This is a genomic window from Sphingomonas bacterium, from assembly GCF_028289855.1.
GTDB lineage: Bacteria > Pseudomonadota > Alphaproteobacteria > Sphingomonadales > Sphingomonadaceae > Sphingomonas.
This window is the reverse complement of record NZ_JAQGKZ010000063.1, coordinates 16,021-30,846: the sequence shown is the minus strand read 5'-3', so window position 1 is coordinate 30,846 and position 14,826 is coordinate 16,021. Positions and strand designations below refer to the sequence as shown.

The window sequence follows — 14,826 nt, the reverse complement described above, 5'->3', positions numbered from 1 at the left end:
GAATACGTAGCCGGCGCGGCGGCGGTGGACCGGCACGTCATTACTGTCGTCGAACAGCGTGATGCCGCCGACCCGGACGTGCCCGCGGTCGGGCCGCAGCAGCCCCGCGACCATGTTGAGCACGCTGGTCTTGCCGACCCCCGACGGGCCGAACAGCACGGTGACACCCTCCCCCGTCTCGACGCGGAGAGCGACGTCGACCTCGCCGAGCCGCTTGGTCAGGTCGAGGTCAAACGCCATGGATCATCCCCGCGCGCATCCGCCGCGCAAGCAGTTCGGACGCGACCAGCGCGGCGAGCGCGATCAGCACCGACAGCGCCGACAGCCGGAGCGCGATGGCATCGCCGTCCGGGCGCTGTAGAGCGGCGTAGATCGCCAGCGGCAGCGTCCGCGTCTGCCCCGGCACGTTGGAAACGAAGGTAATTGTCGCGCCGAACTCGCCGAGCGAGCGCGCGAAGCCGAGCACGGTCCCTGCAAGTATGCCCGGCAAGCTGAGCGGCAGTGTGATCGTGCAGAACACGCGCCAGCGCCCTGCCCCCAGCGTTCGCGCCGCGCCCTCCAGCCGCCGATCGACCGCCTCGATCGACAGCCGCATCGCGCGCACCATCAACGGCAGCGCCATCACCCCCGCCGCGATCGCCGCGCCGGTCCATTTGAACAGCACGCCATAGCTCAGCGTGCCGAACGGCCCCGACGGTGCGAAGGCGAGCAGCAACATCCAGCCGGTTACAACCGGCGGTACCACCAGCGGGAGATAGACGATCGCCTCGATCAGGATCTTGCCAGGTACTTTGGCGCGGGCCAAGAACCACGCCAGCGCGAACGCGAGCGGGAGCATCGCCAGCGTAGCGACCAGCCCGACCTTGAGCGACAGCGCGACGATCTGAACTTCCTCGGGAGTCAGCGCGGCCTCCCCGGCACCGTGAAGCCGAACCGCGCGAAGATCGCGCGGCCGCTCGACGAAAGCAGGAAACGGCGGAACCCCTCGCCTTCCGGGTTGGCCGATCCGGCGAGGCGCGCCATTGGATAGACGATCGGAGGATGACTCGATTGCGGGAAGACGCCGGCAACCCGAACCTTCGACGACGCGCGGGCATCGGTCAGATAGACGATCCCGAACGGTGCCGCGCCACGCTCGACCAGTGCCAGCGCGGCACGCACATTCTCCGCGCGCACGACATGCGGCGCGACCGCGTTCCACGCACCCAATTTGGTCAGCGCGGCCTTGCCGTATTTGCCCGCCGGCACGCTGTCAGGATCCGCCATCGCCAACGGCCCCGCGCCAAGCACGCGCGCCAGCTTCGCGCCGCTGAGCGGGATCGCTGTCCGCCGCCCCGCCGGCTCGACCACGACCAGCCGGTTGCCGACCAGATCGGCGCGCGTCCCCGCCGCGATCAGCCGCTTCGCCGTCAACGCATCCATCCATTCCTCGTCCGCCGATACGAACAGATCGGCCGGCGCCCCAGCCTGAATCTGTCGTGCCAGCGCGGACGAAGCGGCGAACGAGATCACCGGACGCGGATGCCCCGCCTTTGCCCATTGATCGGCAGCGGCGTCGAGCGATTCCTGGAGGCTGGCGGCGGCCAGCACCAAAGGCGCGTTAGGCGCGGGCGCGGCGCCCAAGGCGAGCGTTGCGAATCCCGCGATCAGCAAACGGCGCGTAAAATCGATCATGTGTCGCGCATACACCGCGCCCTACCGGCGGCCTAGCGCCGTCACTCGCCCCGTGCGTTGCAGCTTCCCCCACCCCACGCTCGGCCCGCGCAATGCCTGGGTGAGCGCCTTGAGCACGACGTAATACATGATCTGGCGATACCCGATGCGTTGCGGGATCAGCAGCCAGAGCAACCGCCATTTCGCGCGCCGTTCGAGCGCGAAAGCGACGATCGCCGACAACAGATCGATCGCGGTGAAGATCAGCCAATAGGCCAGCATCTTGTCGACGCTGGTCTGGGTCTGCGCCCAGCCGTGTTCCTCGATCGCGAGCCATGTGGTCAGGATGCTGACGATCAGGGCCAGATCGATGATCGGGCTGATCGCGGCAAGAAAAACCTGAAAAAGGATCGCTTGCGGCACGCCGATCCACGCCAGCCCACGCGGTCGCCCGGTGGTCATGATACGCCCGTGCTTCCACAGGCATTGCAGCGTACCGTACGCCCAGCGGAAGCGTTGCTTGGCGAGCCCTCGGAATGTCTCCGGGCTCTCGGTCCAGGCGACGGCATATTGGTCGTAGGTGACCTGCCAGCCCGCGCGCTGGATCGCGATGGTCAGGTCCTGGTCCTCGGCCAGTGTGTCGTGCGGATAGCCGCCGACCTCGCGGATCGCGGCCAGCCGCCACGCGCCGACCGCGCCGGGCACGACCATCATCGCGTTCAGGCTCGACAGCGCGCGGCGTTCGAGGTTCTGCGCGGTGATATATTCGAGCGCCTGCCAGCGCGTGACGAGGTTGACGCGGTTGCCGACCTTGGCATTGCCCGCCACCGCGCCGATCCTGGGGTCGGCGAACCAGCGCGCGAGCCGCGCGATCGTTGTCGGCTCGAACTGGGTATCGGCGTCGAGCGCGATGACGATCTCGCCGCCCGCCAGCGCCAGGCCCTGATTGAGCGCGCGCGCCTTGCCGCCATTCTCAAGGCCGATCAACCGCACGCGCGGATCGTCGGCGAACGCGGCGGCGACGATCTCCCCGGTGCGGTCCATCGACCCGTCATCGACCACGATCACTTCGATCCGGACGTCGGTCGAGGCCAGCACGGTGCGCACCGATCGCTCGATCACCGCCTCCTCGTTGAACGCCGGGATGATCACCGTGACGAAGCGGTCCGGGTCGATCGCCGGGAACACCGTGCGCAGCTCGCGTCGCGCCTGAATCAGCGCCAGCGCCGACAGCAGGAGAGCGCGCAGGATGCCGATCGAGATCGCGAACGCGAACAGCCAGCCCAGCGTGATGACGATCGCGCCGAGCGTGCCGAACAGGAACAAGTCCACTTCCGCCGCCCGCCTGTCGCCAGCCGAGATCGGCGGCATCGCCTGGTCGCGCGACAGGCCGGCAAGCTGCGAGACGGGGACAAAGCTGTAGCCCAACGCGCGAAGACGCTCGATGATGATCGGCAACGCCTCCACCGTCTGCGCGCGGTCGCCGCCGGCGTCGTGGAGCAGGACGATGTTGTGGCTGCACGCGCTGTCGTCGCCATTTTCGCAGCCGGTGTCGTTCTTCAGCACGCCGTTCACGACATTGTCGACGATCGCCTGGACGCCGGGCCGCTGCCAGTCCTCGGCATCGACGTGCAGCCCGACCGAGATATAGCCATGCTGCTGCGCGCGTTCCACGGGCCCGAGTTCGTCGCTGGTGGTCGGCTCGGCGTCGCCGAAATAGGGCGCGCGAAACAGCTTCAGCGACCGCCCGGTGAACGCCTGGAACAGCCGCTGCGTCGCGTTCAGCTCGATATCGGTATCGGTCGCCGATGCCCCGGCCAGATTGGGATGCGTGTAGGTATGGCTGCCGACCTCGTGCCCCTCGGCAACGATGCGTTCGAGCAAATGGCGCTCGGTCAGCGCATTCTCGCCGACAATGAAAAAGGTCGCCGACACCCGGTATTTCTTGAGCACGTCGAGGATCGGCGGCGTCCAGTCGGGGTCGGGCCCGTCGTCGAACGTCAATGCGACCTCTTTCGGGCGATAACCGTCGCGGCGGATCAGATATTGGCTCGGCAATGTGTCGAACGCGACGCCCGTGATGGTGCCGTCCTTCGCCACGCTTACGCGGCGGTGCCCGGCGGCCGGCGTCGCGGCGATCCTGAGGATTTCGCCGCGTCCTTCGAACTGGACGTTGGTACCGTTGGCCACCGGCTCGATCACCGACGCCGCCGGCAATTGCGCGTGCGACCGCCCGAAGATCGACCACAGGCCGGGATCCTCCGCGCCGAGACGCCACAGCGCGATGCCGCCGATTCCCGCGCGATGCAGAAAGGCGATCTGGTTGTACGCGGAAGCTGCGTCGAGGAACCAGACGACATGCTTGCTGCCGTCATCTTCTTCGTAGGCGAACCCTGAATTGCCGCTCGTCTTGTCGAATACCGGCATCGCGTCCGAATCGCGCGCGGCCTGCCACGCTTCCTCGACCGTCACCGCATTGTTAGCGGCGGGATCCTTGCTGCCGAGCGTCCAGTCATATCCGTAATTGCCGATCGCCACGACCAGCTTCGACGCCGGCACGCCGCGCGCCGCATCGGCGATCGACCGCGCGAACCATTGCTGCGATGCGACCGGGCCGGGGTCGCTCGTCGTCTCGTGCTCGTCGTACGCCATCAGGAACACGCGATCGACGATGCTGGCATAGGCCGGCACGTTCCACGCCGATTCGCCGACCGGCACCGCCACCGCGATCAGCCAATTGTGCTTGTCGAACCGCGCATTGGCTTCGCTCAGAAACGCGCGGTAATCTGCCTGCGACGAGGGCGGCAATTGTTCGAAATCGAAGAACGCGCCGCCGGCGTGATTGGCGAGCAGCCACGGCTCCAGCTGATCGAGGAACGCCTTGCGCGAGCGCGGATCGTGAAACAGCGCGACCGTACCGGGCACGTCCCATTTCGAATTCAACGCGTTCTGGATCATCGGCAGGATCAGCGGGCGGCGCGTCGCCTCGTTGATGACCTGGCGCCCGACCGGGTCGTCGTCGAACGTCAGGTGATGGTCGGGGCCGGTCACCTGCACCCAGCCGGGGATCACCCAGTCGAGATCGTCGATATGGCGGCGGAGCGAGTCGCCGCTTTCCTTTTCCCATGGCGTATGAAAGCCGATCGCGAGCGGCACGTTGCCGGCGTCCTTCGCGGTCCTGGCGCGCGTTTCGCCGGTCAGCCGCCGCCCATACCAGTCGATCGTCCGGCCGGTCCGCTTGAGCAGCGTGTCGTGCGGCGGCGCCATCGCCTGCGGCCCGCGCTCGTTGGCGACCGCCAGCAACGGCTGCACGGGGACGAGCCCGATCGACGCCGCGAACAATCCCGCCGCGATCAGCAACAACGCCACGAACGCCGCAACGCCCAGCGCGAACCGGCGGCGGCGGCGGCCCGAGGGGTCGTAGAAGACGGGGCTGTCAGGAAGCTTCATCGCACGATGCCGTGGCACCGCGCGCCGTCGCCGACAAGCGGGCGTGTCATGCCGTTATGCGGCAGCTTGCCGGAACACCGTACCGGCATAGAGCGCGAACATGTCGTCGAAATGCGAATCCATCGTGCGCACCGACGCGGCGCGCGCGCTGCTCAGCGCGCGATGCGCGGCGGGGTCGCCGGCGAGGAAATCGGTCAGCACGCGCGCCATGTCGCGCACGTCGCACGCGGCATAGTGCGCGCCGCAACCGGCGCGGTAATGATCGCTCGCCCCGCCGCGGTCGGGCACGATCAGCGGCAACCCGCTCGCCGCACCCTCGGCCGCGACCATGCAATAGGTTTCCGCCTCGCAGCCATGGATCAGCGCATCGCTGCTGGCGAGCATCGTCGCGAGCTCGGCGCGGTCGGCGACCGGCGGCGCGACGACGATATGCGGCGATCCCAACGCGGCACGGACGATCCGCGCACGATCGCGTCCCGCACCGAACAGCACCAGCCCGGCCGCATGGCTCGACCCCGCCGCGAGTACCGCTTCGCAGACCATCGGCCAGCGTTTCTCCGGCGCCATCCGGCCAAGCCCGATCAGCAGCGTTGCGTCCTCGCCCAGCCCGCACTGCGTCAACAGCGCGGCGCGCACGGCGGGATCGCGATGTGTGGGCGAGAAGATGCCCGGCTCCACCCCCATCTGGATCGTCCGCGCCTTGTCGACCCCGCCCGCACGAAGCCGCTGGGTCAAATCGTCGCTCGCGCTCACCACGAAATCGAACTGCCGGTTGAGCCGCCGCAAATGGCGCCAGTACCAATCCATCCGCCGGTCGATCGTTTCGATCGAGAACAGCCCCTGCAGCCAGCGATACGGATAGGCCGACAGGAAATCGCAATGCATGATCAGCGATCGCGGCGCCGACCCCTGCCAGCGCCCGACCATCGCCGCGCTTGTCCACGGCGACGCGACCTCGACCAGATCGGGCCGCCACCGGTCGAGCGCGGCGTGGAGCCGGGCCTCGTCGTCGAAATAGCGGTAGTTGCGGTCGAGCGGGAATTCGGGTGCGGCGATCGTCGCGAGGATCGCACCCGGCGCGACCTCGGTCACCGCATCCTCGGCGCCCGGCGCCAGGATGACGATCTCGTGCCCTGCCGCCGGCCCCGCCTTCAGCTTGCGCTCGACATAGGTGCGCACACCGCCGCCGGCCGGCGTGTAGAACGCACAGACATCGACGATCCGCATCAGCGCGCCTCCCCCGCCATTGCCTCGCGGGAGAGGTCGGCGAGCGCCAGCGTCGCGCCGATCAGCACTTGTCCGGCGAAGATCACCCCGGCGACCAGCGCCACCGTCTCGGCGACGTTGGGCACCGCCTTGAGCATCTCCGCCGCCAGCCCTGCGAACACCAGATCCTTGTTTGGCAGAAACGGGAGCCGCGTGACGAACTGGCGCGCGGCGGCGAGCAGCAGCCACCAGCCGGGCGACACGCTCGGCACGACCATCGCCCATAGCAGCCCGATCATCAGCGTCATCGCGATCGAGCGCGCGAGATGGATCGCGCCGATCCGCCAGAACTGCTCACGCGGTACCGCGAGCAGGCGGCGGCGGAACAGCATGATCGCCATCGACGACCCGACCAGGACGATCGCCGACCACATCACCGAATGCCCCATCGACCCGAACGCGAGATCGCCGGGCAGTGCGATCGCCGCCAGCAGCAGCGCGATCGTCACGATGTTGCCGGCCAGCGCCGACAGCACCGCCACGTCGCGCACCGCGCCGAACGGCGATCCCGGGATCGGCGCGTGCCGCCGCGCCCACAGATAGAATTGCAGTTCGCCCGAATAGCCGAACAGCAATTCGTTCGACGCCGATTTGCGGAACAGCGCCGCCAGCCCTGCCAGCGGCAACGGCCACAGCCCGCGAAAGATCAGGAAATCGGCGACAGGTTGGATCGACAGGAACACGACCATTCCGATCCAGAAGACCGGAGTCGCCGGCGTCATATGCCACAACGCAACCAGGTCGCGCCGGCCCAGCGCGTCGGCGACGGCAATAATGATCGCGATCGAGAGGATCGGCCCCGCCCAGCGGAGCCAGGGCGACGCGACGCGATCCCCCGCGCCTTTCGCCCAATCGGCAACCGCAACGGCCTCCATTCCGCGTGCGGTCCGAGTCGCGTCGTTCATGCGGGTCGCTACCTTCGCCTTCTTCCCCGTTGCGATTGACCGTTCACGCCCCCGTGGCCGGCAAGAGCTCGCGATACCGGGCAAAACGCGCCCCGCGCGACAGGCTGGCGACCGTCCGCGCTATGCTGTCGGTCAGTGCCGGTACATTGGTGTCTCCAGGATGAACGGCAAGCCGCATCCACGCTTTTCGTGGCAGTGCCGCCCGCGCCGCCGCCGCGACGGCGAGCGAAGAGGCGATCCGCCACTTGCTGCGGCTGGCCCAGGTGATGACCGGTCCACGCGCCACCACTTCGCCGGTGCCAGGCCGCCACACCTTCATATGATCCTCGGCCAGCGCGAAGCCTTCGTCGGTCAGCGCGCGCATCGCGCCGTCGCCGTACAGCCACGCCGGCGCGATGAACCCCGTCGCGGCCCGCCCGACGATATCCTCGACCAGCTTGCGCCCATCGGCCATTCGCGCGCGCGCCGTCGCACGGTCGAGCCCGAGAAACTCGCCCTCCCCCGCCGTCATCCGCTTCGCCTTGAACCTGGCCAGCGCGCCGCTGTGCTCGCTGCGGTCGAGGTGGAACCAGCCATGGACGAACATGTCGACCCCGGCGTCCGACCACGCGCGCAGCCGCGAGGCGAACGGCGATCCCGCGACGATCGGCGCATCGCCCCAATGATCGGGCACGACGAGCATGGCGTAGGCCGGCGTCGCCATGTCGCGCGACACCAGCTCGGCGAGGCGATCGACTTGACCCTCGAACTTGGGCGACACGTCGTGGATCGACACGAGCAGGGAGGCGGAGCGAGCCATGGCACCGATGATGTAGGATCGAGAATGCGCGCCGCTAGGCCCGTTTCGGGCCGTCCGCAAGCGGCAGATCGCTAGCGCCTGGTCGCGAACCAGATGACGTGGCGCGGCCCCTTGCCGTTGCTGCGCGCCCGCACCACGACCTCGTCGACCGCGAACCCGGCATCGCCGAGCCGCCGGGCAAAGCGCGGGTCGGGCGCCGCCGACCAGATCGCCAGCACCCCGCCGGGGGTCAGCGCGGCGCGCGCCGCATCGAGCCCGCGCGCCGAATAGAGCCGCCCGTTGCTCGCGCGGGTCAGCCCGTCGGGGCCGTTATCGACGTCGAGCAGGATCGCGTCATAGTCGCCGCGCGCATCGTCGATCAGCCGGGCGACGTCGTCGCGCACCACCGACACGCGGGTATCGTCGAGGCACCCCGCCGCCAGCGCCGCCATCGGCCCGCGCGCCCAGTCGATGATCTCGGGCACCAGCTCAGCCACCGTCACGCGCGCCGTGTCGCCCAGCACCGCCAGCGCGGCGCGCAACGTGAACCCCATCCCGTACCCGCCGATCAGCCAGTGCGGTGCGGTGCGGCCCGGCATCCGCTCGGCAGTCATCTCGGCGAGCGCTTCCTCCGATCCGCTCATCCGGCTGTTCATCAATTCGTTGCGGTCGAGCACGATCATGAAATCGCCCCCGCGCCGGAACAGCCGCAGCTCGTCGTTGCCGCCCGGAATGCGCGCGACGTCGATCAGTTCGCGCGGGGTCATGACGGGGCCGTGTCCATCCCCGGCGGATAGCGGCCCGGCCGCGGCACGTACAGCACCCGAAAAATTCCGCTTTCCTACAAGAAACCCATTTGGTTATATTCGCGAATCATGAAGAACCGCACACCCACCGATCGACCGATCCCCGATTTCACCCCGGTCCCGCGCCGCTACCGCCACGACGGCTGGACCGCCGAGCGCCAGCGCGCCTTCATCGCGGCGCTGGCGGAGACCGGATCGGTCACCTCCGCTGCGGCGCGCGTCAACATGGCGAAGGAAGGCGCGTACCAGATGCGGATGCAGCCCGCCGCCGACAGCTTCCGCGCGGCCTGGGCGGCGGCGCTCGACCACGGCGTGCAAAGCCTGTCCGACATCGCGATCGACCGCGCGCGCGACGGCGTGCCCGTGCCGATCTTCCACAACGGCGTCCAGGTGGGGGAGAAGCGCTGGTACAACGACCGGCTGCTGATGTTCGTGCTCAAGCACCACATGCCCCACCAATACGGTGGCGCCCTGCCGCGCGGTACGCGCAACCCGGACACGATCGCGCGCGAGGCGGCGGCGAATTGCCCGGTGTGCAAGGCGGTCGCTGCCGTCAAACGCCATCAGGCGGAGAGCGGGGAGGACAAGACCACCGCCGAAATCTTCAAGCGCTACGAAGCCAAGGTGCGGTCCGAACGCCACCTCCGCCTGACCGGCCAGATCGTCGCCGCCGACTTCACGCTGCGCCAATTGACGCATATCGAGCTGATCCTCGATTGCGCGGGCAAGACGATGGAGATGATCGACCTATGGACCCAGATGCCCCCGACCAGCCCGATGGCCGCCCCCGTCCAGCTCGAATCGAGCCAGATCAGCATCGACCTCGACCAGATTCGCCGCAAGGTGTGGGCCGCCGCCGGCGAACCCCCGCGCCCCGCGCTCCCGCTCCATCGGCGCGAATGCGCGCGCACGAACATCGGCGGCGGCGCGACCTTCAAGGAACGCGACACGGCGCAACGCGCGGCGGAGGCGCGGATCGCCGAGGCGCAACGCGAGTGGGAGGCGGCGGCGACCGAGGAGGCTTGGGCGGCGTTTAAGGCGCGGGGCCGCCGCCTAAGCGGAGCTTAGAAGGCGCACCAGCCCCGCGCCCGGCCGACGACCGGCCGGCGAACCGGCCCGTGTCGATCAACGAGGCTGCTTTGGGGAGCGGACTAATCCCGCAAATGAACTCTGCGCGACGATCTACCTAAATAAAGCCGACCGAAGAGAAATGACTGTGATGCCCCAGCGCTTACTGTACTTCTATTAAAAAGGTAATGGCCCTTCTATCATTTCTCCCTCCGCAGAACACCACGTAAACTTCATATCGTAGTCCAGTGCAAAATAGCGGATATCCGCGATCGCACGATAAAGTGAATGACCTCGTTCGAGCTCGCGTGCGATAATGCGCACGGGAAAGTTGACCTTGTCGTTTTGGGACGACGGCGCTTCATATAAAACTTTACGAACAAGTCGCTTGACCGTGGTAGTTTTGCCAGATCCAGGATCCCCAAGGACAATATAATTATTGCTGTCGGCGAGGATGTCGGCTTCGCTCAGGTTTGGCGTCAAATTATTGATGGTGAAAGTTCGCGGCGTCGAATTCATCAGGAGCGGAATTGTTGCGTCCGTGGTCGACAGGGGAACTAGCATGCCTAACGTTTGAATTCGGCTGCTCCACACCTCAATCGTTTTGATGTGGTGGGTGATCTTAGCGTGAAGGTCTTCAGGACTCTCGGACGAGATTTGTTTCGACGCTTTAGCCAAATCCGTCGAGGCCTTCACCAGCGACAAAAAGGTCGCCAATTCCATGCAGCGCTCCCCTTTCCCACTTCGCCTCTAGGGAGCGATATACCCTCCCAGGACGCCCAAGACACTGCGTCGGTTAGTTCCAATACCACAAGATTGCCGGCGAAAACTATAAACCAAATACGGCGCTTAGGCCTTACCCCTCCCCATCCTCAGCGCCGCAATAAAACCTCCTGCGGGATGCTCGAGCTACCATATTCTTGCCTCCCGGCGACGCCAGCAAAGCCGTACCGCGGCTTTGCTGAATCTTTGCGCCTGCCATCATCCGGATTGACGAAAAGCCTCAGCTCTCATCCCCCATCCTGAGCGCCGCGATAAACGCCTCCTGCGGAATACTAACGCTCCCATATTCGCGCATCTTCGCCTTGCCCTTCTTCTGCTTGTCCAGCAGCTTGCGCTTGCGCGTCGCGTCGCCGCCATAGCATTTCGCGGTCACGTCCTTGCGCATCGCGCTGATCGTCTCGCGCGCGATCACCTTGCCGCCGATCGCCGCCTGGATCGGGATCTTGAACAGATGGCGCGGGATCAGTTCCTTCAGCCGCTCGACCATGCCGCGCCCGCGCACTTCCGCGGTGCCGCGATGGACGATCATGCTCAGCGCATCGACCGGCTCCTCGTTGACCAGGATGCCCATCTTGACCAGATCGCCCTCGCGGTACCCGATCTGGTGATAGTCGAAGCTCGCATAGCCTTTCGACAGCGATTTGAGCCGGTCGTAGAAATCGAACACCACTTCGTTGAGCGGCAGTTCGTACGTCACTTGCGCGCGGCCGCCGACATAGGTCAGGTTCTTCTGGATGCCGCGGCGGTCCTGGCACAGCTTCAGGATGCTGCCGAGATATTCGTCGGGGCAATAGATCGTCGCCTCGATCCACGGCTCGGCAATGCTCTCGATCTTGTTGGGCTCGGGCATGTCGGCGGGGTTGTGGAGTTCGATATGCCCGGCGCCGTGAGTCAGCTCGATCTGGTACACGACCGACGGTGCGGTGGTGATCAGGTCGAGGTCGTATTCGCGGGTCAGCCGCTCCTGGATGATCTCGAGGTGGAGGAGTCCCAGAAACCCGCAGCGGAAGCCGAAGCCGAGCGCGGCGCTGGTCTCCATCTCGAAGCTGAAGCTGGCGTCGTTGAGGCGCAGCTTGGAGATGCTCTCGCGCAGTTTCTCGAAATCGGCGGCGTCGACCGGGAACAACCCGCAGAACACCACCGGCTGGACGAGCTTGAACCCGGGCAGCGCCTCGGCGGCGGGGCGTTTGGCGTCGGTGATCGTGTCGCCGACGCGAGTCTGCGCGACTTCCTTGATCTGCGCGGTGATGAAGCCGATCTCGCCGGTGCCGAGCTCGTCGAGCTGCTCGATCTTGGGGCGGAAGCAGCCGACGCGGTCGACCAGGTGCAGCGTGCCGGTCTGCATGAACTTGATCTGCTGGCCCTTGCGCAGCTTGCCGTCGATCACGCGGATCAGGATGACGACGCCGAGATACGGGTCGTACCAGCTATCGACCAGCATCGCCTTGAGCGGGGCTTGCGGATCGCCCTTGGGTGGCGGGATGCGTTTGACGATCGCCTCCAGCACGTCGGGGATGCCGATGCCCGATTTGGCGCTGGTCAGGACGGCGTCGGAGGCGTCGAGGCCGATCACTTCCTCGATCTCGGCGCGGACCTTCTCGGGCTCGGCGGCGGGCAGATCGATCTTGTTGATGACGGGGACGATCTCATGGTCGTGCTCGATCGACTGATAGACGTTGGCCAGCGTCTGCGCCTCAACCCCCTGCGCGGCGTCCACGACGAGCAGCGCGCCTTCGCACGCGGCCAGCGAGCGCGAGACCTCGTACGCGAAGTCGACATGCCCCGGCGTGTCCATCAGGTTGAGGACGTAGGTCTCGCCGTCGTGCGCGGTGTAGGACAGGCGCACCGTCTGCGCCTTGATCGTGATCCCGCGCTCCTTCTCAATGTCCATGTTATCAAGGACTTGCTCGGACATTTCCCGCGCGGTGAGGCCACCGGTCGCCTGGATCAGCCGGTCGGCGAGCGTCGACTTGCCATGGTCGATGTGCGCGATGATCGAAAAGTTGCGGATGTGCGAAAGCGGCGTGGTCATGATCGCGCGGCCCTAGCAGGGCGTACCCCAAACGCAAAAGGGGGTCAGGCGCCGGCCATCGCATTCTCGGTGCCGAGAATGGCGCGGAGTGCGGTCAAGTAGCGATCCTCGCCCTGCCCGCTGACCATCGCCCAGCGCACCCCGCGGCGCTCGAGCACTTGCTTCGACAGATCGAAGAAGCGCTGGCGCCGTTCGGCGCTGCCGAACATGCGGGTGCCGTCCTCGACCCAGGGCAAGTCGATATCGAACAGCAGGTAGAGATCGGCGGTCCCGGTCCAGCCGTCGAACCACGGGTCATGCTTGCCGTAGAGCATCTCGGCCCAAACCTCGGTCATCAACGGGTCGGTGTCGAGGATGACGGGCGTGCGGCCGCTGGCGATGGCGGACCGCGTCTGCGCATCGTGCGCCTGCGCGATCGCGACCAGATCCGCCATCGTCCAGCCGGTGCCGAACGCCTCGGTGTAGGTGCGGCCATATTCGACCACGCACGCCGACCCGAAATGCCGCGCGAGCTCGGGCGCCATGGTCGATTTGCCGGTGCTTTCGGGGCCGTGCAGGCAGATCGAGCGGAGCTTCATGCGCTCGCTTCATGCCGGGCCGACTGCCAGCGCACCAGTCCCCAAATCGCCAGCCCAAGCAAAAATACGTACAGACCGGTCGTAATCCACAGGCCCTTTGCAGCGTAAAGCCCGATCGATAGGATATTGGCGACGATCCACAGCCACCAATTCTCCAGCTTGCGCACCGACATCAGAATCTGCGCGGACACGCTAGTCATCGCCACGCTGGCGTCCCACCACGGCAACGACGCATCGGTGAAGCGATGCATCAGCGAGCCCCAGACTACGACAGCGGCGACGATCCCGGCGAGCCCCACAAACCGTTCGCGATTGCCGAGCCGCTCAACCACAACCTCGCCCGATTCGACCTGCGAGCGTCGCCATTGCTGCAAACCGTAACATTGCACGACCAAGAAGAAGAACTGGAGCAACATGTCGCTGTAGAGCTTCGCGCCGAAGAATACCCAGCCGTAGATCGCCACCCCGACGATACCGAACGCGTAGTTCCAGATGCTGCGCCGAGCGACCAGCCAGACGTTGATCGCTATCAACACCGCCGCGATGCCTTCGACCGGCGACATCTCGCTCAGGAATTGGCGGACGATATCGAACGATGTCATGGCGCGTCCGATAGCAATAGTTTCCTCGCACGGTCGAGCGCGGATGACGAAAATCGCCTATTTTGCTCCGCCTGCGGCTGATAAACCGGCGCGGTTAGAGGGACAGGGAGAATTCGATGCGTAAGGTAATGATGGCGGCGGCGGCGATGGCATTTATCGCGGCGGCCCCGGCGACGGCGGGCGACAAATCGTCGGGCCGCAAGGCTCAGGAACGCGGTACCGCCGACATGCCGCATTGCGCGCGTCCGCTCGGCACGATCGCGATCGTTGAGCCGGACAAGCAATGGTGGGTCGACTATCAGCTGGGCAGCCCCGAGGCGATCCTGAAGGTGTTCGTGCAGCAGTCGGGTTGCTTCACGCTCGTCAATCGCGGTCGCTCGCTGCAAAGCCGCGCGATGGAGCGCGCGATGGCCGACAATGGCGAAATGCAGCGCGGGTCGAACATGGGCAAGGGCCAGGTCCGCGCGGCGGACTTCTTCCTCGAGCCCAACATTGTGACCTCGAACAACAATTCAGGCGGCAGCAATATCGGCGGCGCGATCGGCGGCATCCTGGGCCGGCGCGGCGGCTTGATCGGATCGGTCGGCGCACTCGCCGGCGGCATCAACATCAAGAAGGGCGAGGCCAACGTCACGCTGTCGGTCGTCAATTCGCGCACGACCGAGGAATCGGTGGTCGAGGGCTATTACCGCAAGACCGATGTCGGCTTCGGCGCGGCAGCGGGTGCGGGCTGGTGGGGCGGCTTCGCGGCGGCCGGCGGCGGCAGCTATCAGAACACCCAGATCGGCCAGGTGATCGTGCTCGCCTATCTCGACGCCTACAAAAAGATGGTCGTCCAGCTCGGCGGTCAGTTCAACTAAGCGACTCGCTTGCCTTGATCCGGCGTGCCGCTAGGTTCCCGCGAA

At 66.4% G+C, this 14,826-nt stretch carries 14 protein-coding genes; 2 read left to right on the top strand and 12 right to left on the bottom strand.

The genetic code is table 11. The features are described from left to right. The 8 genes from JWM94_RS07330 to JWM94_RS07295 form a co-directional block, all read right to left on the bottom strand. Positions 1 to 240 (bottom strand): ATP-binding cassette domain-containing protein (locus JWM94_RS07330; protein WP_299424344.1); only part of this gene is annotated, 240 nt, incomplete at its 3' end. Next, positions 230 to 904 (bottom strand): molybdate ABC transporter permease subunit, encoded by a 675-nt coding sequence (modB, locus tag JWM94_RS07325; RefSeq protein WP_299424350.1) that lies wholly within the window; start codon positions 902 to 904, stop codon positions 230 to 232. The genes modB and JWM94_RS07330, both read right to left, overlap by 11 nt. Beyond that, complete coding sequence (gene modA, locus JWM94_RS07320) at positions 901 to 1,674, bottom strand: molybdate ABC transporter substrate-binding protein (protein ID WP_299424342.1); 774 nt, start codon at positions 1,672 to 1,674, stop codon at positions 901 to 903. The genes modB and modA overlap by 4 nt, the downstream gene beginning before the upstream one ends. Before the next feature lie 21 nt (positions 1,675 to 1,695). Continuing rightward, positions 1,696 to 5,103 (bottom strand): glycosyltransferase, encoded by a 3,408-nt coding sequence (locus JWM94_RS07315; RefSeq protein ID WP_299424338.1) that lies wholly within the window; start codon positions 5,101 to 5,103, stop codon positions 1,696 to 1,698. 54 nt (positions 5,104 to 5,157) lie between these two features. Further along, complete coding sequence (locus JWM94_RS07310; protein WP_299424336.1) at positions 5,158 to 6,330, bottom strand: glycosyltransferase; 1,173 nt, start codon at positions 6,328 to 6,330, stop codon at positions 5,158 to 5,160. Further along, entirely contained in the window at positions 6,330 to 7,274 is a 945-nt protein-coding gene (locus JWM94_RS07305) for a hypothetical protein (RefSeq protein WP_299424333.1), read from the bottom strand. Before JWM94_RS07305 ends, JWM94_RS07310 begins: the two co-directional genes overlap by 1 nt. 43 nt (positions 7,275 to 7,317) lie before the next feature. Continuing rightward, positions 7,318 to 8,073 (bottom strand): DUF2334 domain-containing protein, encoded by a 756-nt coding sequence (locus JWM94_RS07300; protein ID WP_299424331.1) that lies wholly within the window; start codon positions 8,071 to 8,073, stop codon positions 7,318 to 7,320. 71 nt (positions 8,074 to 8,144) lie between these two features. After that, on the bottom strand, positions 8,145 to 8,819 hold the full coding sequence (locus JWM94_RS07295; protein WP_299424329.1) for a spermidine synthase: 675 nt from the start codon (positions 8,817 to 8,819) through the stop codon (positions 8,145 to 8,147). 108 nt (positions 8,820 to 8,927) lie between these two features. Between JWM94_RS07295 and JWM94_RS07290 the strand changes: the two genes are divergently transcribed. Then, positions 8,928 to 9,926, top strand: a complete 999-nt coding sequence (locus JWM94_RS07290) for a hypothetical protein (protein WP_299424327.1) — start codon at positions 8,928 to 8,930, stop codon at positions 9,924 to 9,926. 177 nt (positions 9,927 to 10,103) lie between these two features. Here JWM94_RS07290 and JWM94_RS07285 read toward each other — a convergent pair whose 3' ends face one another. From JWM94_RS07285 to pnuC, 4 genes are all read right to left on the bottom strand, one after another. After that, complete coding sequence (locus JWM94_RS07285; RefSeq protein WP_299424325.1) at positions 10,104 to 10,649, bottom strand: hypothetical protein; 546 nt, start codon at positions 10,647 to 10,649, stop codon at positions 10,104 to 10,106. Positions 10,650 to 10,929: 280 nt separating this feature from the next. Then, positions 10,930 to 12,741, bottom strand: coding sequence for a translation elongation factor 4 (gene lepA / locus JWM94_RS07280; protein ID WP_299424324.1), 1,812 nt, complete (start codon positions 12,739 to 12,741; stop codon positions 10,930 to 10,932). Positions 12,742 to 12,785: 44 nt separating this feature from the next. Beyond that, positions 12,786 to 13,319, bottom strand: coding sequence for an AAA family ATPase (locus JWM94_RS07275; RefSeq protein ID WP_299424322.1), 534 nt, complete (start codon positions 13,317 to 13,319; stop codon positions 12,786 to 12,788). Next, positions 13,316 to 13,921, bottom strand: coding sequence for a nicotinamide riboside transporter PnuC (gene pnuC, locus JWM94_RS07270; RefSeq protein ID WP_299424320.1), 606 nt, complete (start codon positions 13,919 to 13,921; stop codon positions 13,316 to 13,318). The genes JWM94_RS07275 and pnuC overlap by 4 nt, the downstream gene beginning before the upstream one ends. A 116-nt stretch (positions 13,922 to 14,037) precedes the next feature. Here pnuC and JWM94_RS07265 point away from each other — a divergent pair, with 116 nt between their 5' ends. Then, on the top strand, positions 14,038 to 14,781 hold the full coding sequence (locus JWM94_RS07265) for a CsgG/HfaB family protein (protein WP_299424317.1): 744 nt from the start codon (positions 14,038 to 14,040) through the stop codon (positions 14,779 to 14,781). Positions 14,782 to 14,826 lie beyond the last annotated feature (45 nt).